Source organism: Shimia sp. R9_2 (genome assembly GCF_017743735.1).
Classification (GTDB): domain Bacteria; phylum Pseudomonadota; class Alphaproteobacteria; order Rhodobacterales; family Rhodobacteraceae; genus Shimia.
This window is the reverse complement of sequence record NZ_JAGHRO010000006.1, coordinates 60914-80012: the sequence shown is the minus strand read 5'-3', so window position 1 is coordinate 80012 and position 19099 is coordinate 60914. Positions and strand designations below refer to the sequence as shown.

The window sequence follows — 19099 nt, the reverse complement described above, 5'->3', positions numbered from 1 at the left end:
TAAGACGCGCTTGCCCGCATAGTCTTTGCGACGATGAAAGAGGTTTGCGCCATGATCCCCTCCGCACAATTGGCCCGTTTCTCCAGTGCCTTACCGTTTTGGTGTTCGCTGCTGCTGATCCCGCTGGTGTGGATCACTGCGGGTTTGGGCGGCTGGTGGGTGCTGCTTGTGCCAATCACCACCTGGTATCTGTTTGCCGCGCTTGACGCCGTCACAGGCCTCAACCTGCAAAACGCTGATCTCGACACCGCTGAGGCGGATCTGAAGTGGTATCGGCTGGTGACCATGATCTGGCCATGGCTGCAGTTTGCCACGATCTTTGGGATGATCTGGTATGCCACCCGCGCGGACCATTTGAGCACGGGCGCGTTGATCGGTCTGTTTTTCGGCGTGGGAGTGCTGACCGGCACTGTGGGGATCAACTACAGCCATGAGCTGATGCATCAGAAGCCCAAATATGAGCGCTGGCTGGGGGATTTTCTGCTCGCCATGGTGCTCTATTCTCATTTCCGCAGCGAGCACCTGCTGGTGCATCACCGCTATGTCGGCACGCCGCGTGATCCGGTCACAGCGCGCTATAATGAAGGGTTTCACCGCTTCTTCCCACGTGTTTTGATTGGCTGCCTGAAATCCGCCTTCCGCGCAGAAAAAGAGATGCTGGCGCGCAAAAATCTACCTTGGACCGACCTCTCCAATCCTTTCTTCCGCTATTGGGCGATGCAGGGGGCGATGTTGGTCTTGGCCGGGATCGTGGGCGGCTGGCTGGGTGTTTTGCTGTTCATCTGGCAGGCCTATATCGCGATCTGGCAGTTGGAGCTGGTGAACTATGTGGAGCACTACGGGCTGACCCGCAAACATCTGGGAGAGGGCAAATATGAGCATGTACGCCCGCATCACAGCTGGAATGCGGCCCATAAGGCCTCAAACTGGCTGCTGATCAATTTGCAGCGTCATTCCGACCACCACTACAAGCCGGACAGGCGGTTTCCGCTCCTGCAGAACTACAGCGATGCGGAGGCGCCGCAGCTGCCCTTTGGCTATCCTATCATGACGGTTGCGGCGATGATCCCGCCAGTGTGGAAGCAGGTTATGAACCCGCGCGTGCGCAGATGGCGGGAGATGTATTATCCCGAGATCACCAATTGGCAGCCCTATAACAAGGCCAAGAACCCGATGCCCCGTTAGCTTGTGATGCCGTGATCGCGCGGCCGCTCGTAGGCCCAGACGGTGAGCTTTTCCGCAACACCGCGAATGTCCTGATCAGTGAATTTCTGCAGCCCGTCCAGACACTCATCCCCGCCCTCGCGCAGCACTTCGGCGCGCATCCCATCGCTGATCACAAGGCGGGCGTTGAGCCCGCGGGTCATGCTCTCAAGGCGAGAGGCGACGTTGACGGTGTTGCCCACCACGGCAAACTCCAGACGGTTGGCGCCGATGTCGGCCAGAACCGCTGGCCCGTAGTGCGCGCCAAACCCGACACGCAGCGGCGGGAGCCCCTTGCTGATGCGGGCGTTGTTCCAATCATCCACATCGCGCATCATCTGGCGCGCGCAACGCAGCGCGTTTTGCGCATCCCGCTCAGAAGGGCTTGGGGTGCCAAAGGTCGCCATCAACCCGTCGCCCAGATACTTGTCGAGCGTGCCTTCATGGGCAAAAACAGCGCCTTCCATAAGGCCGTGAAATTCGCGCAGGGTCTCAATGACTTCCTCAGGTTTGCGCGCGGCGGCAAACTCGGTGAAGCCGACGATATCGACAAACAGCACGGCGATATCATGGGATCGGATCTGTTTGAGCGGCTCGTCATTCTGGCTCAGCTCCTCGACCACATTGGGCGAGAAATAGCGTGACAGATTGGTGCGCTCGCGCTCCAGAGCCGCGTTGGAGCGCAGCAAAGTGTTGAACCGGCGCACTGTCAGGCCAAGCGTGAGCGCCACAAGAATGAAGACAAAGGCTTCCTGAAGCCGCAGATCAAGGTGGAAGCTGTTCGGGTCCAGCATCCGTCCAAGCTCGGGATGATTTGGCAGCGCAGTGATCACCGCTTCGCTAAGCGCTTCCATCGGCTCGGTGAACAAGAATGACAGCGCTAGCGCCGCGCACCAGATCATCGCGGTCCATGTGCCAATCGCAATCACCGTGCGCCAGGAATAGGCCAGCGTGCCCGCTGCAAGGATCAGATAGAAATACTGGAAGTTGTCATATTGAAAGCGCATGGCAGAGGGCCAGTCATGCTCTCCCAACGGGTTGGGACCAACGATGCCAATGGTCATGATCAAGAGATCAAAAAAGATCAGCAACAGCTCTGTGCGCGATTGACCGACACGGCCCACACGCTGGATGAGCCAGCCATTGGCGCAGAGCACCATCAATATGAAGTGGTAATAGAGAACTTCTGGCCACGGGGCGACAAACAGCAGGAAGACGGCCACGACACCCATCGCCCACCAGCGCGCCTTCACCGCAAGCGCGAGACCTTCGCGTTTGTGATGCTCCAGCACAGCCTCGGTGTAGCGGTCTTCGCGGTCAGCCTCGCCACCGCTTGCATGTGCGATGTCGTCGCCGGGGTCTGATCTTACGCCCTCTGTCATCTTCAGAGCCCTCCGTCTCGTCCTCTTAGATAGGTATTGGCGAGATGCTTACACACCCCAAAGCGTTTCGATTTTGTGTTGAGATCTGACAAAAAGCCGAAACGCGAGGAACGTATCGACGTCATAGGCGCTACTTGTGTCGCAGTTTAATGTCGAAACGCTTTAAAGATCAAAAAACCCCGCCGTTTCCGGCGGGGAAGTCTTGGTGCCTGTTCAGTCAGTTCGGCAACAGGCACCGGCGGTATTCTACCGGTTTTTTCCTGTCTTCTGAATGTGTTGCCCTTAGTTCGGGCGTGTGGCCATCTCTGCGCGGATCTGTTGACGCAGAAGATCGATCGGCACTTTTTTGCCTTCGCGCTTGTAAGACCAGTAGGTCCAGCCGTTGCAGCTGGGCGCGCCTTCAAGATGTGCGCCAACCTGGTGGATGGAGCCTTTGATGTCGCCACCAATCAGGGTGCCATCCGCGCGGACCTTGGCTTTGTAGCGGCCATTGAGCGAATAAAGCTCTTCGCCCGGACGCAGCATGCCGCGCTCGACCAGTTGGCCAAATGGAACACGTGGCTCTGCGCGCTTGGAGGTGGTCACCTGAAGTGCCTCGCGGTCAAACTTGCGCACATTGGCGATGCGTTTCTGCGCCACCTTGCGGTAAGCCGCCTCACGCTCGATGCCGATGAATTCGCGCCCCAACATCTTGGCCACAGCACCGGTGGTGCCAGTGCCGAAGAACGGATCGAGCACAACGTCACCCGGGTTGGTCGCGCCAATCAGAACGCGGTGCAGCAGGCTCTCCGGTTTCTGGGTTGGATGCGCCTTGTCGCCATTTTCGTCTTTCAGACGCTCATGGCCGGTGCAGATCGGAAGCACCCAGTCAGAGCGCATCTGCACACCTTCGTTGAGCGCCTTGAGTGCCTCGTAGTTGAAGGTGTATTTGGCGCCTTCGGATTTGGAGGCCCAGATCATGGTCTCATGGGCGTTGGTGAAACGCTTGCCGCGGAAGTTCGGCATCGGGTTGGATTTGCGCCAAACCACATCGTTCAAAATCCAGAAGCCCTGGTTTTGCAGCTCAGCACCCATGCGGAACACATTGTGGTAGCTGCCAATCACCCAGATTGCGCCGTTTGGCTTCAGCAGGCGACGCGCCGCTTTCAGCCATTCGCGGGTGAATTTGTCATACGCTGCGAAACTGGAAAACTGATCCCATTCATCATCGACAGCGTCGACTTTGGAATTGTCGGGACGGTGCAAATCGCCCTTCAACTGAAGGTTATAGGGCGGGTCAGCAAAAATCAGGTCGATAGAGTTTTCCGGCAGACTGTTCATCACCTCGATACAGTCACCAGACAATATACTATTGATCGGGAGCGCGGATGCGCCCTTCGCTTTTGTCATCGTTTTCATTCTCTGCCTCATTACGGCGCGGTTTTTTTAGTGCGCTCGTTGATGTGGATAAGTTTGAGTCAAACGAGATTCGGCGTCAATTTCTTTTTTGAATCAAGACGTTAGTTTTTAGCTTGATACAACATGTTGTGGATAGGTTTGAATGAACGTCTATGGTGTGGGGTTATCCCCAGCTCCAGCAAAGCCGCTTTGTGGCTTTTGGACGGGTATCCGGCGTTGGTTTCCCACCCATAGCCCGGAAACTGTTGCGCCAAATCCATCATGATGTGATCACGCACTGTTTTGGCAACAATAGAAGCCGCTGCGATGGACAGAGATTTGGCGTCGCCTTTGACAATTGCCTCCGATTTCAGCGTCAATCCGCGCGGGATCATGTTGCCGTCGATCAACAGATGATCCGGAGCCACGGCCAATCCGGCCACAGCCCGCTCCATGGCGATATGACTGGCACGCAAGATGTTGTGTTCGTCGATCTCCTCGACCGAGGCGTGGGCGATACAGACATCGGCCACTTTCAAGATCTCTTCAGTCAGAGCATCGCGCCGTTTGGCGGTGAGTTTCTTGGAGTCGTTCAGTCCCTCGGGGATGTTGTTTGGATCAAGCACCACAGCCGCCGCCGTCACCGGCCCGGCCAATGGGCCTCGCCCCACTTCATCCACGCCTGCCACACGTGTTGCACCGCCCTTGAGAGCGGCCTCTTCCAGCAAAAAATCAGGTGTTGTCATGGCCACTGTGACAATCATCTTCGCGCCCATTTCGCAACAAAAAAGGCTGGACAGCCCCTCGCGCCGTCCAGCCAGTGGCCGCCCTATCTCGGCCATTCCCTGCTCGATGGGACCGATTAACGCCACACCACTTGGTAGCCGTTGCGATCAAGGCAATTCGTGCGATAGCCGGAGATCGTACGGTGCTTGCCACGCGCCTGGAAATAGCATTTCTCGGGCAACCGATAGGCAGGGTATTCCGCGCGGAACAGGCACCGCTGACCGTAGGCCTGAATGACTTTGCCGCGGTGGGTTTCAAACCGTTTGGAGCAATGACTTGGCAGCCAGGACTTATGCTTGTGCTTGGCTTTTTTGGCTTTCTTCGGCTTCTTGGGCTGTTCAGGTTTGCTCGGCTGATAGGTGTAGCGTGGCTTCTCTTTCTTATCGTCCTTGTGGTCGGCCACCGCCGCCCCGATGACCGCCAGAGCCAAGCCGCCAAACAGCAATGCACCAATCGCGTCTTCATCCAAGGCATGCGCGCGGGGAGCAGACAGGCCGGTGATCACGAGCGCGGCACTCAGCACGGCGGCAATGAAAGTTTTTGAAGTCATAACAACATCCTCTGCGGTTTTTGTTCGATGAGACCGGTGCGTTGACCGGAAGACATCTTCTGTTTCCGTCAGGATGTGAAAATCGTACAATATCAGGGTGATGTTATCCTATATCCGATCACAAAAGCGGATTGGTTATTGAATATCAAACGCCCAGGGAGCAGTGTTGCGCCATGAAAAACAGGATCAGATACCCGATTTGTGCGGCAGCTCTTGCGGCCTCCCTCGCCCTGCCCAATCTGGCAAGCGCGGCGGATTGCTATGCCGATTACAAAGCCAAAAAGGACGGCCCGTTGCGGCTGCACTATGGTGTCGTTGCGCTGCAGGGCAGCTGTGACAAAGCCTCTGCCAAGCGGGAAGTTGCCGCGCGCATTGGGCAGGACGGGTGGACGCTGCTAAACGTCCTTTCCGTGTTTGACGCCTCAAAACTCTCCGGGAAAAAAGACAGTGCAGGACAATTCTACCTCCGTTATTGAAACGCGGCGCAGCGGCGGGCGGGTTGTGATTTTCGGGGTTGGGGCGGTTGTCTCGATCCTGTTGATTTGCGCCGCTGTCCTGCTTCTGACCTTGCCGGATGCCAACGCGTTTAACGCGCGGGTGGAGCAGTTGTTCATGGAGAATGACGCGCTCACCGGGCAGGCGGAAATCAAGCTTCTGGAAATCCTTGCGCAATCGGGCACGGCCTTTGCTGACACGCTTTCAAGCTATCGCCTGGTGATCCTGGTGTTGCTGGTGTTTGCCACCGCGATGATGATCGCAGCACTTGTGTGCCTTGTGGCGCTGATGATGCTGAACCGGCGCATGGCGCAGATCGAGCGAGCCGGCATTCAGGTCACCTCACTGATCGTCAGTCGCGAAGAAAAGACCGTTTACCTCAACGAGATGGGCTTCAAGCTGACCGATGCGGCGATGGAAACGCTTTCGGTACTGGCGGAGGCACGGATGGATGACGAGGTGCTTTCAGGCATCGCGCTGGAAAGCGTGATCTCTGGCAAACCGTCGGCGGATTGCGATGAGGCGGCAGGGGCGACGCGGATCAAGCGGCTGCGGGATTCTTTGGGCAATCAGATGGTGAGCCAGCTTTTGGTGAAAAACATCGCGCGCAAAGGTTATGTTCTGTCGATCGACAAGGATGTGATCGAGGTGCTCTAGCCCTCCTTCTAGCCCCCTGCCCGCGCCCTGCGGCCGCAGCCGATGAGCCTGTTTGATGTACAAAAGTTGTTGAAACCGGCCGCTGGGGACTTGTTTACCCTTTGTTCACACACCACATTGGGACGGACGACGCGCGGCAGGGAGAGATCTTGCTATGGAAGGCTCACGATTTGGGGCAAACGCCGGTTACGGCCTCGACATCAAACCGATAGATGCAACTGTAAAAGTGCTGCGCGGCGGTGTCTTGCTGGCGCAAAGCGCGCGCGCCAAGGTCATGTATGAGACGCGCCTTGAGCCGCAGATTTACATACCGCGCGATGACATCCTTGTGGCGCTGTCAGACCAAAACGAGCTGAAAACCTTCTGCCCCTTCAAAGGCACCGCGCGCTATCGCGACATTCTGATGGATGGGGAAACCATCCCCAATGGGGTGTGGTCCTATGATGACGCCATGCCCGAAAGCCGTGCCATCAACGGCCACATCGGCTTTATGCCGAATGCGGGTGTTGAGGTGGATTTTGGCGGTGCCGAGCTGGAACCGGTTGCGGATGGCAATATCACGGGCCCTCTGGTGGATTGGCTGATGCGCGGCGCCGCGTTTGAAACAACGCCGCAAGATTTCATCGGTGCCTTGGGCCGGAAGATGGAAGAGAGCGGCATTGCCGTCAAACGGATGTCCGCGATGATCTGGTCGCTGCATCCGATGATCGCGGGGCGTCACTATATCTGGACGCGGGATGCGGATGAAATCGTCACCTACACGCCATCCTACGATCTGCATGAACACCCTGCCTACACAAACAGCCCCCTCTACCATGTCTCTCAAGGGCTGGGCGGAGTGCGCCAGAAGCTGGACGTGCCGGGCCTTGATATGAAATTCCCCATCATGGATGAGCTGCGGGCCGAGGGGGCGACGGATTATGTGGCAATGCCGCTGATCTTCTCCAACGGGCAAATCAACGTGCTGACCCTGACCAGTGATCACCCCAAAGGGTTCACCACGGCAAACCTCGGGCTGATCTTTGAGGTCTCAAGTGTGATCAGCCGGTTCTTTGAAGTCTTCACGCAGAAAGAAAACGCGCAATCGCTGCTGGAAACCTATGTTGGTGCGCGCACAGGCGCGCGCGTGCTGGGAGGCGAAATCCGGCGCGGGGATGGGGACGATATTGATGCGGCGATCATGTTCTGTGACCTGCGCGATTCCACCCGCATGGAAGAAGAGCTTGGCCGCGCCGCTTATATTGATCTGCTCAACACCTTCTTTGAGACCACATCGGCCATCGTCGAGGCCCATGGCGGCGAAGTCCTGAAGTTCATCGGCGACGCTGTGCTGGCCGTTTTCCCTGACACGGAGGACGGCGCGGATGCCGGGGCAGAAGCCTTGCAGGCCGCACGTGAGATTGTGCAGCAACTCGAAGCGCTGCGGGATGAAGATCCGCCGCGCTGTTGTGACTGCTCCATCGGCATCTCCTATGGACGGGTCACCTATGGCAATGTCGGATCGCGCGAGCGTCTGGATTTCACGGTAATTGGCCGCCCCGCCAATGTGGCTGCGCGGCTTGGGGATTTTGGGAAAAAAGTTGGCCATCGGATTGTTGTGTCCGATGAGGTGGCGCGCCATGATCTGGACCGCAAACCCTTGGGCGATATCACCCTGCGCAACGTGAAAGAGCCGGTCTCCTGCTTCGCAGTCTCCGCCGATAAGCTCGCGGATTGCTAAATTGCGCGACGTCTCACAGCCGCAGACGCTTGAACCTGCGCTTATGATCGCGGTAACATTCCCATGACCTTATGGGGATGACTGTCTGTGACTCAACAAAATCGCTCTTTGACCCTTCGTGATGTGTCTGAAGCCTCGGGGGTGTCTGAAATGACAGTCAGCCGCGTGCTTCGAAACCGTGGTGATGTTTCTCCGGCGACAAGAGAAAAGGTGCTCTCCGCAGCCAAAGAGCTCGGCTACGTTCCCAACAAAATTGCCGGGGCGTTGGCCAGTCAGCGCGTGAACCTTGTAGCGGTGATCATCCCGTCTTTGTCCAACATGGTGTTTCCGGAAGTATTGAGCGGGATCAGTCAGGTGCTGGAAGACACCGAGCTGCAGCCCGTTGTGGGCGTGACCGACTATCTTCCTGAAAAGGAAGAGAAAGTCCTTTATGAGATGCTGTCCTGGCGGCCTTCCGGCGTGATCATTGCCGGGCTTGAGCACACCGAAGCCTCCCGCGCGATGCTGAACGCGAGCGGCATTCCGGTGGTGGAAATCATGGACACCGACGGCGAACCTGTGGACGCTATGGTGGGCATTTCGCACCGCCGCGCCGGGCGCGAGATGGCGGCGGCGATTCTGAAGGCCGGCTACAAGAAGATTGCCTTCCTTGGCACCAAGATGCCGCTGGACCACCGGGCGCGCAAACGCTTTGAGGGCTTTACCGAAGTGCTCGCCAAATCCGGCGTCGAGGTGGTTGATCGCGAGTTTTACTCTGGCGGCTCAGCACTCGCGAAGGGCCGCGAGATGACGCAGGCGGTGCTGGAGCGCAGCCCGGATGTGGATTTCATCTACTACAGCAATGATATGATCGGCGCGGGCGGGCTGCTTTACCTGCTGGAGAAGGGCATTGATGTGCCCGGCCAGATCGGGCTTGCGGGCTTTAACGGTGTGGAACTGCTGCAAGGTCTGCCGCGCCAGTTGGCGACCATGGATGCCTGCCGCCGTGAAATCGGCATCAAGGCGGCTGAAATCATTGCCGCGCGCACCGAGGGCAAAGACAAGGACACAACTGTGACCCTCGCCCCGACGATCAGCTTTGGCGACACATTGCGCGACGCCTAAGCTGCAAGCCGTTCAACTTAAATCAGATTAGAGCTTTGCGCGCGCCGCGCGCAGAGCTTTGCGGAAATGTGGCCCACGCCGCCGCGCCAGAACCGCCGCGCAATAGCTGGCGATCATCCATGGACGGCCATCTTTGTTGAGCGTCTGCAACATCTCTTTCTGATAACGCGGCACTTCACGGCGCTGCCGCATGAGCCCGTAGAACGTGCTGGCATTCATTTCGCCCGCCACACACTTCTCGATCACCGGCTTCAGAAGCCCCATCAGGATCCACAACGACGCAATCCGGTGCCCCATGAAGCGGCAGCGATATTTGCGCACGTTGCCCCCTCGAAAGAGCGCTGCGTGCATCGCATCGGCAGGCATGCGTGGATCATAAAAGAGGTTCACCTCTTTGGCCTCTGAAATCAGATCGGGAGCATAGCCATAGCGCCCGCCAAAGTCGCGGTGCCATGCGCGGCGGTAGCGTGTTTCCCAGCTTGCGGTTTCACGATCCAGCGTGGCCTGCGGGGAGATGCAGATGACAGTGGCACCAGGGGCTGCAGAGGAAAAGGCCGCTGCCGCATAGGCCCCCATTGAGGCGCCGTAAAACACGACCTTGTCGAACTGCTCAAAAAAGCCTTCGTCGCGCAGACGGTCAAAGAAATCAAAAACCGCCTCATCGCGGTACCATGTCCAGCCGTGCGCCATCAGGCCAAGCATCGACCAGCCGCGCGAGGTGACAAAGTTATGCCCCCAGGGCATCCGCTCCGCGCTATCCTCATACACGTGATCCAGATTTTCGAAGGTGACAATCAACGTCTTGCCCTGCTCGATATAGAGCGCGGAGTGTTCCTCCCCCAATTCTTCAAAGAAGCCCTGCTCAGCACCGACTTCTTGCAGGTTGCGTTTCCAATCAGACCGGCTTGGTGCGGCAGGTTTTGCCTCGACTTTGGAGATATCTAGCGCCTCCGGAAGGGCGGCGGCTTTGGGCTTTTCCAGAACGGGGCTCACATTGGCGGTTGGCTCTGCTTGCGGAAGAGATGCCGAGGTTTCTGATGGGCTGCTCGCCGAGCCTGAGGCATCAGGGGCTTTCTTCTTTGGCAGGATTAAGGCCGCATCGGGATCAATGTCGTGCTTTTTGAGCAAACCGTGCATGAAAGAGCCGCGCCGGGGGCGGTTGTCTTCCTTTTCCTCCAGACGGGGCTTCATCCGGCGCGCCCAGAAATGCACGCCACGGGTGTCTTCGGTCAGCCAGTCTTTTTTGATGTCAAACCGGCTTTGGATCATCTTGTTCCGGTCTTTGAAAGACACCGGATAAAACGCCGCTTCCGGCTCAGCGTATTTGATTTCCCCGGACTGATTGAGGAAATAAGTGACCGCCGCAGGGCCGGTGAACCCCCAGTTTTGCGCGGTCATATGCACCGGGCGTCCGGCATCCTTTTCGGCCTGCAATTCGCGTTGCTGCCACGGCTTCAGCCAAGGGCCGATGGCATATTCATCCTCAAAGAAATCCAACATGGCGTTGAGCGCTCTGGAACTCTTAGGCAGGCCCAGAACCGCGTTGCACAAGAGGCCTTCTTTCTCCCAGCCAAAGATCGATTGACGGGTGTAGTTGAAGGGCCGGTAGCAATAGATATCGGCATCCACCCAGATCTTGTCGGTCTTTTTGAGCAGGTTCAGCCGCCAGATGTCGGCGTGAATGGCCGGGCTGCCGGTGCGCACGTGGCGATACATCGGCTCGCCGGGAAAGATCTCGCCTGCGTCGGCGGTGTGCACCCCTTCGGGCACATTGGGGATTTCCTCATAGCTGTAAAGCGTTATGTGATGCCCCGCGTCGGCAAAGGATTTGAGACACAGTTGTTCCAGCCACGACAGGCGTCCGCCGATCCACAGCGATGCGATCTCAGGTAGCTTTGCCATTTTGCCCCAACCCTTTGTTCTTAATTTGGAAACAGTCTAGGCCGAAACACCGGTCCTGTCTCCGAAAATCCGTTACAGCTCCCATTAATGGGCTGTGTCTTGCTTCTCTACTGTAAAGAAGAAATCATCTGGTAAATCACGCTCCACAACCCAATCGGGGATCACCTCCGGCCCGGCAAGAAAGACATTGGCCCCAAAATGCGGATGCAATCTGGCAAGGCGCTCCTGTCTGGCGCTGGTGAGATCCTCGTAGAACTTGGCGTAGTTGGAGGTCTGGCGCAGCGCGTCGATCTTGGCGCGGTGGCGATCCACAGAGAAGGCATGGGCCTCTGCGATTTCCGGATCAGACAGGAGCCGATCCATCTCTACCTGCATGGCCGGGATCATGCGCTGGATGGAGGTGTCTTCTTCCGTGTTGTTGTTCATGCGGAACCAATAGGCCATGCCCTGATCGCGATCGACGTGGTTCACGCGGCCCCGGTCACGCTTCACCAGAAAGCTTTCTGCCGAGCGCACGGCATAATGATTGAGCTGCACCAGATCATAGCCCACCGTGGTGGCAGTTGAGCGCCATGCGTTGCGATACATGTCTTTGGGCAGGGGCTGACCCGAGCCATTCACCCAGTGGATGTGAGACCAAAGCTGGGGATTGAGGCCTTTGGGACGGTGAACGCCGAGCTTTTTGAAGAGCCCGATGTTGCGGTAAAGCGTCTTGAAGCCCCAGGCCTGATGCGGCTTGCGCGTTTGCTCGCGCGCGCAGCGAGTGAACTGCGCCATCAGCGGCGTGTCGGTGTATCCATGCACATCAGAGTTGCCAAAGAGGCGCCATGTGCAGGAGATCAGATTGGCATCTCCCACCGCCTCAAAGAGCGCGGGCAGCGTGCCGTCTCCGGTTTTGATGTTGATGAATTCGTCCACATCCATCGAGATGACCCAATCCGCATTCTGGATCACTGGCTCACTTTCGCCAGCCTGAAGGGCCGCGTGCTGGGGCTTCAGGTTGGTGCCTTTGAACGGGTTGTCGCGATGCTGCACAAAGCCTTTTTCCTGCAGCAGATCCAAAAAGCTGTCGGTGCCGTCATTGCAGTCATTGGTGTAGACCAGAAAGCTCTTCACACCGATGGCGCGGTGATAGGCGAGCCATTCCAGAATGAACGGGCCTTCGTTTTTCATGCAGGTGATGATGGCCACGTCATTGTCCGCCGGATCCACCTTGGGCGCTGGAATTTCCGGCATGCGGAGCGGCTTGTGATCAAGTTTCTTGCGCGCGATTTTCAGCAGCTCGTCTTCTTCGATCAGCGAGGTCTTGGGCACGATTTGCCCGACGTTTTTGGCCGGATGGCGCAGCGCCATGCAGCGATAAAACTTCACCCATTCGTCAGGCTTGGTGCGCGCGCCCACCACGCGGATCAGCCGCCAGACCACATCGGGGGGCGCTTTCTTGGGGGCAACCACCCAGCGGCGGCGCATCTTGGTGGCATCAAACTGAACGCAGATGTGATCCCCGTGGCTGGCCTCTTGCCCGTTGCGCACGCGCCAAGGGTAGCAATGCTGCCCCACAAGCGTGATGGCACCGCTTTCGGATTTGACCGCCATATCAAAGAGGGTGCGGCCCTTGGTGCCTGCCCCTTTGGTCTGACTGACCAGATCAGAAATATCCAGCAGCGCAACGGCGCGGGCGCGGTTCAGCCAGCGGTGGCGGATCAGCTCAAAGATTTGCACCTCGCCCAAGGGCGCATCCCAAGGAGAGGCCTCAGGGATTTCCATACGGTCTTTGCCCGGCGCGTCTGGCGCGTTGAAAGGGTGTGCCTCCGGCGGCAAATCGGCGTGGCCCAGAGGCACATCAAACCGCACAACCAAGACCTGCTTCAGCCCTTTGATATCCGGCAGACCTGCCTCAAGCGCGCTCAGATAATCCGTGTCCTTACCCGGTTGCGCACGATCCACAATCACCGCGCCCTGAAGATTGTGATGCGCCGCATGATAGCGCAGCCAAGCGAGCGTTGCGGAAGCAGTTTCGCCGTTGCGCACCGCGAGGGCTGCATTCAGGCCCTCAAACACGTCCGAGTCAGGCTGTGCAACGGAAACATCTGACTGGGCCTCCTTGATCCCCAACCGGGGCGCAGAGCCCGCGAAACGCAAGCGCAGGATGGCGCCATCGCCGATGCTGCGCCGTTCCAGAATCTCGGTGTCAGCCCCAGCCGAAAATGCACCGGCATCGACGCCGGTTTTGAAAAACGCCAGCGCTTCAGTGCCGTCGCTGTTTTCAGCGGCCACACAAGACAAAAGCGCCGCCCCGGCCAGATCAGCGGTTGTCACCTCGCACAGTTGGAATGCGGCCTTCCCCATGGGTTTGCCCCTGCTCTCTCTTCTTCCCGATCACGCAATGGCGTCAGGATATTTTATCTGTTGCCTGTTGATACCATCTTACCAACTGCTGCTGCAATTGTCGTGGCGGCACCTGACTGCCACCGGCCGTGAGGATTTGGGACATCAGCTCTTGTCCGGCGGGCTGGGTCACAAGGGTGAGGAAGCGTTGCTGATGCCACGCCACACCGGCGGCATGGAGCGCGGCGACCCCGTCAATCTCCAGAAGCTGCGCCAAAACACTCTCTGTTGCCGGGCGCATTTGAGCGATGGAGGTGTTCTCTTCGGTGTTGAAGTTCCGCTCCACCCAATAGCTCAGATCGACTTTCTTGGAGGCGCGATTGGGTAGCCCGCGCTCGTTCTTCACCACAAATGCGGCGGCGGAGCGCACCGCATAGTGATTAAGCTCCACAAGATCGCGCGCCACGCCAAGACCATAGAGCGACAGCCGCGACGCATTCTCGGCCAGAAAAGGATGCACGGGGTTGCCGGAGCCATCGCGGATATTCGGCAGGCCCGCTTTTTCCGGGTCTTTCTGCTTGGGGCGGTGCACGCCCAATTGATTGAACGGCCCTTTGGCCCGGAAAAGGGTTTTGAACAGGCTGGCCGCCACCGGATATTGCGCGTCTGCCGGGATCGCACGGGTGAATTGTGCGGTCACAGGACTGTCTTCGATCGCGACTTTGTTGTTGTTGCCAAAAAGGCGCCAGGGCAGCAGCACCGCATCGGTCGCCTCATCAAGCTTGGCGAGCAGATCGGAAATGCGATGCCCCGGCACGTGGATATTGATGAATTCATCCACGTCGGTGACCAAAATCCAGTCCGCAGCTTTGCGCAGGGGGTGTTTCCACGCCTGCCTTAAAGCCTGCCACTGGATGCTTTTGCCTGACGTTGGTTTGTGGTCCACATGGGTGATGATCCCTGCGGCGTCCAAAGCCTGAAGCAATGCATCGGTGCCATCGTCGCAATCATTTGAAAAAATGAGGAAATCGGTGACGCCTGCAGCCTTGTGGTGCGCGATCCATTCCAGCAAGTACGGCGCTTCGTTGCGCACGGAAGTGACGCTGAGAATGCGCAATGAAGACGTGTCTTGTGCCGTGGTCATGGCCTTTGCATAGCACAGTGATCCTGACGGGACAGGCTTTCACATGAAATCCTCATCGGTTGAGTCTTCCGAGGAACACCTCTGCGTTGGCACCAAGGAATGTGAATTGCTGTGTGGCACAACTGCCCTATGATCTTGAAAACCGGTCGGGATTTCCGGCCTTTGACATTTCTTTCATAGAAGCCAAACATTGTGGCATTCAGAAATTTCGCAACCCCAGCCAAACTGGAGGACACCGATGTCCTTTCAAAACCGCACCGGAGCGCCATTGCCGCAAAGCCTGATTGATCAGGTGGCCCATGTTGGATCGGACCAGATGTCGCGACGCGAATTTCTGACGCTGGCCAGCGCTTTTGGGGCAAGTTCCGCGACCGCCTATGCGCTGCTCGGAAGCGCAAAGCCAGCGGCAGCACAGACGGCGGCGTCCTCGTCGGGGGGCGTGGTGCGCATTCAGCAAGAAGTGCGGGCGCTCAAAGATCCGCGCCTGTTTGACTGGCCGCAGATTGCCAATTTCACGCGCGGATGGCTGGAATATCTCGTCACCTATGAAAACGATGGCACGTTTAAGCCCGCGCTGCTGGAGAGCTGGGAAATTTCCGAGGATGCCAAAACCTATACGCTGAATGTGCGCCAAGGGGTACGCTGGAACAATGGCGATGCCTTTACCTCGCAAGATGTGGCGCGCAACATCACAGGCTGGTGCGCGCGGGATCTGGCGGGGAACTCCATGGCGGGGCGGTTTGCCACGCTGATTGATCCGGCCACCAACCGCGCGCTTGACGGTGCGATTGAGGTGGTTGATGACCACACGGTGCGTCTGAACCTGCCCAAGGCGGATATTTCGCTGATACCCGGTATGGCGGATTATCCCGCCGCGATTGTGCATGAGAGCTTTGATCCGGCCACTATGCTGGAAAATCCCGTAGGCACAGGACCTTACCTGCCGGTGGATTTGCAGGTCGGCGCGCGCGGTGTGCTGATGCGCAATGAGGATCACAGTTGGTGGAACGACGGCAACGGCGCCTGGATGGACCGCATCGAGTTTATTGATTTTGGCACCGATCCGGCGGTGTGGGCGCGTGCGGCAAAGGCCGGTGAAATTGACATGACCTATTCCGTGGACGGCGAATATGCCGATCTGATCGGTGCCACCGAAGGTTGGGTCAAAAACGATGTGATCTCCATGTCGACGGTGGTGGTGCGCCCCAATCAGCTGGCCGAGGTGGACGGGCAGATGCCCTATGCCGACCTGCGTGTGCGGCGGGCCATTGCGATGGCCGTGGACAATGAGGTGCTGCTGGAGCTTGGCAACGGCGGTCACGGCCGCACCGCGGAGAACCACCATATCGGCCCTGCGCATCCGGAATATACCGACATCGGCCTGCCGCCCCATGATCCGCGCGGCGCACTTGCGCTGCTGCAGGAGGCAGGCATGGAGGGATTTGAGATGGAAGTGCACACCATCGACGATCTCTGGCGCAAAAACACAACGGATGCGGTGGTGGCGCAGCTGCGCGATGCGGGATTTCAGGCCAAAACCACCATTGTTCCGGGCAGCATTTATTGGGACAACTGGGACAAGTTCCCATTCAGTGCAACGGATTGGAACCACCGCCCGCTCGGCGTTCAGATCTGGGCGCTGGCCTATCGCAGCGGCGAGGCGTGGAATGAGTTCGGCTATGCCAATCCGGAATTTGACGCCATTCTGGATGAGGCGCTTGGCACGCTTGATCTGAACAAACGGCGGGCGCTTGTGGAACGGGGGGAACGGATCTTGCAGGAAGATGCGGTGACCCTACAGCCCTACTGGCGCGCCTTGGCCAACCATACGGTTGAGGGGCTGCTCGGCGGGGCGCATCATATTTCCTTTGAAATACGCCCCGCGGAATTGCGTTGGATCTAAAGTGGGCAAGCCGCCCTCTTAGTGATCGTGACCCTCAAGGCAGTGCTCAAACTGTTCCGCCATGTTGCGGATCAGGGCGAGATAATCCGGGTTGTCCAGATTGACGCCAAGCGGGTCCAGCTCTTCGGAGTGCAGATCCAGACCAGAGCTGATCGCCTTCACAACTTTGGGGTTGAACTGTGGCTCGGTGAAAACGCAGGTGACGCCTTCTTTGTGAAGGACATCACGCACCGCATCCAGACGTGCGGCACTTGGGGCTGCACCGTCTGCAGAGAGGATCGCTCCGGAGGCCGACAGATCAAAGCGGGTTTCAAAATACTGGTAAGCGTCGTGGAACACCACAAAGCCGTGCCCTTTCAGAGGGGCGAGCTCTGCGGCGAGCTCTGCTGTCAGCGCCTCTAGCTCTGCCTGACCGGCGGCGGCATTGGCCCGGTAGGTCACAGCGTTTGCCGGATCAAGGGTGGCGAGTTTTTCGGCAATCGCGCCCATCCAGAACTTGGCATTTTGCGGGTCAAGCCAGGCGTGTGGATCAACGCCATCGTGGTCATGATGGTGCTCCCCCTCATGGCCAGCATGGGCCTCATCCGCATGGTCATCATGGTCGTCATGACCTTCGTGGTCGGCATGTTTGTCGTGATCATGCGCGTCATGCTCTTCATGGCCCTCATCATGGCCGTGATCATCCGCATGATCGTCATGGTCGTGATCGTCGTGACCGTGATCATCATGGTCTTCATGCTTTTCGTCATGTGCATGGTCGTCGCGACCCTCATGATCGTTGTCATGATGCGCATCGTGGTCATGATCGTCGTGATGATCATCCCCCTCACCCAGAGCAATCTCAAGGAAGGTTTCATCTTCGCGATAGGCAAGCTCTCTTGTGCCGTTCAGGTGCAGCAGGGAGAACGCCTCTCCGTCATTCACAAGGCTGTCGATGGCCTCGTCCAATGCAGGAGACAGCTCCGCGCCGATCCAGACCACGAGATCGGCGTTTTGAAGCGCGCGTGCCTCGGACGGACGCAGGGCATAGCTGTGTGGCGATTGGTTGGCGGGCAGCAATTGCTGAGGTTCGCCAACACCTTGCATGACCTTGGCGACCAGCGCCTGGACTGGTAGGATGTCCGTCACAACGCGTGGCGCTTCCGCCCGCACCGGCGCGGCCAGAACGGTCGCCGCAAAGACCATAGGAATGAATCGCACGTCAGCGCTCCTTTTGTTGCTACAGGGGCTGGCTCTAGTTGAAATGTTATATTATATCAAGCATCAAATCTTGAGGACCGTCAGGAGGCTCCATGCAAACCGTGGGATTTCAAAGCCATGACCACGCCGCCTGTGTGGGCAGCGGGCTGCGTGCCGCAGAAGAAACCTGCGCGGCCAAAGGGCTGCGCCTGACAAAGGGGCGTCGGCGGGTTCTGGAGATCCTGCTGCAGGAACACCGCGCGATGGGAGCCTATGATATTTTGGGCATTCTGTCTGAGGAAGGCTATGCGTCGCAGCCCCCGGTCGTCTATCGCGCTTTGGATTTTTTGGTCCTCAACGGGTTTGTGCATAAGGTTCAGAAGCTCAATGCCTATGTGGCCTGTGCCCATCCCGGTGACACCCACACACCCATCTTCCTGATTTGCCGCGGCTGCAACACGGTTGGCGAAACCGCCGCGTCGTTGAAATCCACCTTGGGCGCAGCGGCCAAGGCGATGGGCTTTGTGGTGGAAAGCACGGTGGTCGAGGCGGAGGGGCTCTGCCCGGATTGCGCGCCCGCAGCGGAGACACCCGCATGAGACTTGTCACCGTCAGCAAAATGTCGGTGAAACGCGGGTCGCATCAGGCGCTGAGCAACGTGGATCTGGCCATCGACAAAGGTGAGATTGTCACCATTGTTGGCCCTAATGGCAGTGGCAAATCCACTTTGCTGCGCTGCATTATTGGGGCGCTCAAACCCGATCAGGGCACCATTCTGCGTGCGGCGGGCATGCGCATCGGTTATGTGCCGCAGCGGTTGGCGATTGATGCCACCATGCCTTTGACCGCCGCCCGTTTTCTGTCGCTTCCCACCAAACGCAGCAAGGCGCAGGTGGAGGAAGCATTGGCGCAGGTTGGCGCGGAAGGCCTGCAAAACCGGCCCATGGCGGGGCTTTCGGGCGGGCAATTCCAGCGCGTTCTGCTGGCGCGGGCTTTGATGGATAAGCCCGACCTGCTGATCTTGGATGAGCCGACAACGGGCCTTGATCAGCCCGGCTCTGCAGATCTTTACACCCAGATTGAGCAGGTGCGGCGCAGCACTGGAGCCGCTGTGTTGATGGTCAGCCACGAGCTGCATGTGGTGATGAGCGCCTCAGACCGTGTGGTCTGCCTCAATGGGCATGTGTGCTGCCATGGCACGCCGGAAATTGTCGCCTCTGCCCCGGAATATCGGGCGCTGTTTGGCACCGGTACCCATGGGGCGCTGGCGCTTTACCGGCATGAGCATGATCACCACCATCATCACGACCATGACCATGACCACAGTCATGACGGTGATCACGCCCACCACGATCACGGATCTCACTGA

Annotated in this window: 16 protein-coding genes; 8 read left to right on the top strand and 8 right to left on the bottom strand. The window is 58.2% G+C overall.

Annotated features, from left to right (window positions below):
- Positions 1–51: 51 nt before the first annotated feature.
- Positions 52–1185, top strand: coding sequence for an alkane 1-monooxygenase (locus J7400_RS14755; protein WP_209064639.1), 1134 nt, complete (start codon positions 52–54; stop codon positions 1183–1185).
- Here J7400_RS14755 and J7400_RS14750 read toward each other — a convergent pair.
- The 4 genes from J7400_RS14750 to J7400_RS14735 all read right to left on the bottom strand — a co-directional run bounded on the left by J7400_RS14750 (position 1182) and on the right by J7400_RS14735 (position 5298).
- Positions 1182–2585: an adenylate/guanylate cyclase domain-containing protein gene (locus J7400_RS14750; RefSeq protein WP_209064637.1), complete on the bottom strand. Its 1404-nt coding sequence runs from the start codon at positions 2583–2585 to the stop codon at positions 1182–1184. The genes J7400_RS14755 and J7400_RS14750 overlap by 4 nt on opposite strands.
- A 282-nt stretch (positions 2586–2867) precedes the next feature.
- Positions 2868–3983, bottom strand: a complete 1116-nt coding sequence (locus J7400_RS14745) for a site-specific DNA-methyltransferase (RefSeq protein ID WP_209064635.1) — start codon at positions 3981–3983, stop codon at positions 2868–2870.
- A 101-nt stretch (positions 3984–4084) separates the two neighbouring features.
- A complete protein-coding gene (locus J7400_RS14740; protein ID WP_209064994.1) occupies positions 4085–4708 on the bottom strand; it encodes a ribonuclease HII in 624 nt (207 codons plus the stop codon).
- A 116-nt stretch (positions 4709–4824) separates the two neighbouring features.
- Entirely contained in the window at positions 4825–5298 is a 474-nt protein-coding gene (locus J7400_RS14735; RefSeq protein ID WP_209064633.1) for a hypothetical protein, read from the bottom strand.
- A gap of 173 nt (positions 5299–5471) precedes the next feature.
- Here J7400_RS14735 and J7400_RS14730 point away from each other — a divergent pair, with 173 nt between their 5' ends.
- The 4 genes from J7400_RS14730 (at position 5472) to J7400_RS14715 (ending at position 9274) form a co-directional block, all read left to right on the top strand.
- Positions 5472–5774 (top strand): hypothetical protein, encoded by a 303-nt coding sequence (locus tag J7400_RS14730; protein ID WP_209064631.1) that lies wholly within the window; start codon positions 5472–5474, stop codon positions 5772–5774.
- On the top strand, positions 5746–6450 hold the full coding sequence (locus J7400_RS14725) for a hypothetical protein (protein ID WP_209064629.1): 705 nt from the start codon (positions 5746–5748) through the stop codon (positions 6448–6450). Before J7400_RS14730 ends, J7400_RS14725 begins: the two co-directional genes overlap by 29 nt.
- Positions 6451–6604: 154 nt before the next feature.
- Positions 6605–8170: a DUF427 domain-containing protein gene (locus J7400_RS14720; RefSeq protein WP_209064627.1), complete on the top strand. Its 1566-nt coding sequence runs from the start codon at positions 6605–6607 to the stop codon at positions 8168–8170.
- Positions 8171–8257: 87 nt separating this feature from the next.
- Positions 8258–9274 carry a LacI family DNA-binding transcriptional regulator gene (locus J7400_RS14715; RefSeq protein WP_348539434.1) on the top strand — a complete coding sequence of 339 codons (1017 nt, stop codon included), beginning with the start codon at positions 8258–8260 and terminating at the stop codon, positions 9272–9274.
- A 27-nt stretch (positions 9275–9301) separates the two neighbouring features.
- Here the strand turns inward: J7400_RS14715 and J7400_RS14710 are convergent, their stop codons facing one another.
- The 3 genes from J7400_RS14710 to J7400_RS14700 all read right to left on the bottom strand — a co-directional run bounded on the left by J7400_RS14710 (position 9302) and on the right by J7400_RS14700 (position 14648).
- The gene (locus J7400_RS14710; protein ID WP_209064623.1) at positions 9302–11176 is read right to left on the bottom strand and encodes a hypothetical protein; all 1875 of its coding nucleotides are present in this window, start codon (positions 11174–11176) and stop codon (positions 9302–9304) included.
- Positions 11177–11260: 84 nt separating this feature from the next.
- Positions 11261–13525, bottom strand: coding sequence for a glycosyltransferase family 2 protein (locus J7400_RS14705; RefSeq protein WP_209064621.1), 2265 nt, complete (start codon positions 13523–13525; stop codon positions 11261–11263).
- Between the two features lie 43 nt (positions 13526–13568).
- Complete coding sequence (locus J7400_RS14700) at positions 13569–14648, bottom strand: glycosyltransferase family 2 protein (RefSeq protein ID WP_209064619.1); 1080 nt, start codon at positions 14646–14648, stop codon at positions 13569–13571.
- A gap of 238 nt (positions 14649–14886) precedes the next feature.
- Between J7400_RS14700 and J7400_RS14695 the strand changes: the two genes are divergently transcribed.
- On the top strand, positions 14887–16551 hold the full coding sequence (locus J7400_RS14695; RefSeq protein WP_209064617.1) for an ABC transporter substrate-binding protein: 1665 nt from the start codon (positions 14887–14889) through the stop codon (positions 16549–16551).
- A gap of 18 nt (positions 16552–16569) precedes the next feature.
- On the opposite strand, the gene J7400_RS14690 is transcribed toward J7400_RS14695, so the two are convergent.
- Positions 16570–17751 (bottom strand): zinc ABC transporter substrate-binding protein, encoded by a 1182-nt coding sequence (locus J7400_RS14690; protein ID WP_348540180.1) that lies wholly within the window; start codon positions 17749–17751, stop codon positions 16570–16572.
- Positions 17752–17843: 92 nt separating this feature from the next.
- Between J7400_RS14690 and J7400_RS14685 the strand changes: the two genes are divergently transcribed.
- The gene (locus J7400_RS14685; protein ID WP_209064616.1) at positions 17844–18329 is read left to right on the top strand and encodes a transcriptional repressor; all 486 of its coding nucleotides are present in this window, start codon (positions 17844–17846) and stop codon (positions 18327–18329) included.
- Entirely contained in the window at positions 18326–19099 is a 774-nt protein-coding gene (locus tag J7400_RS14680) for a metal ABC transporter ATP-binding protein (protein WP_209064614.1), read from the top strand. The genes J7400_RS14685 and J7400_RS14680 overlap by 4 nt, the downstream gene beginning before the upstream one ends.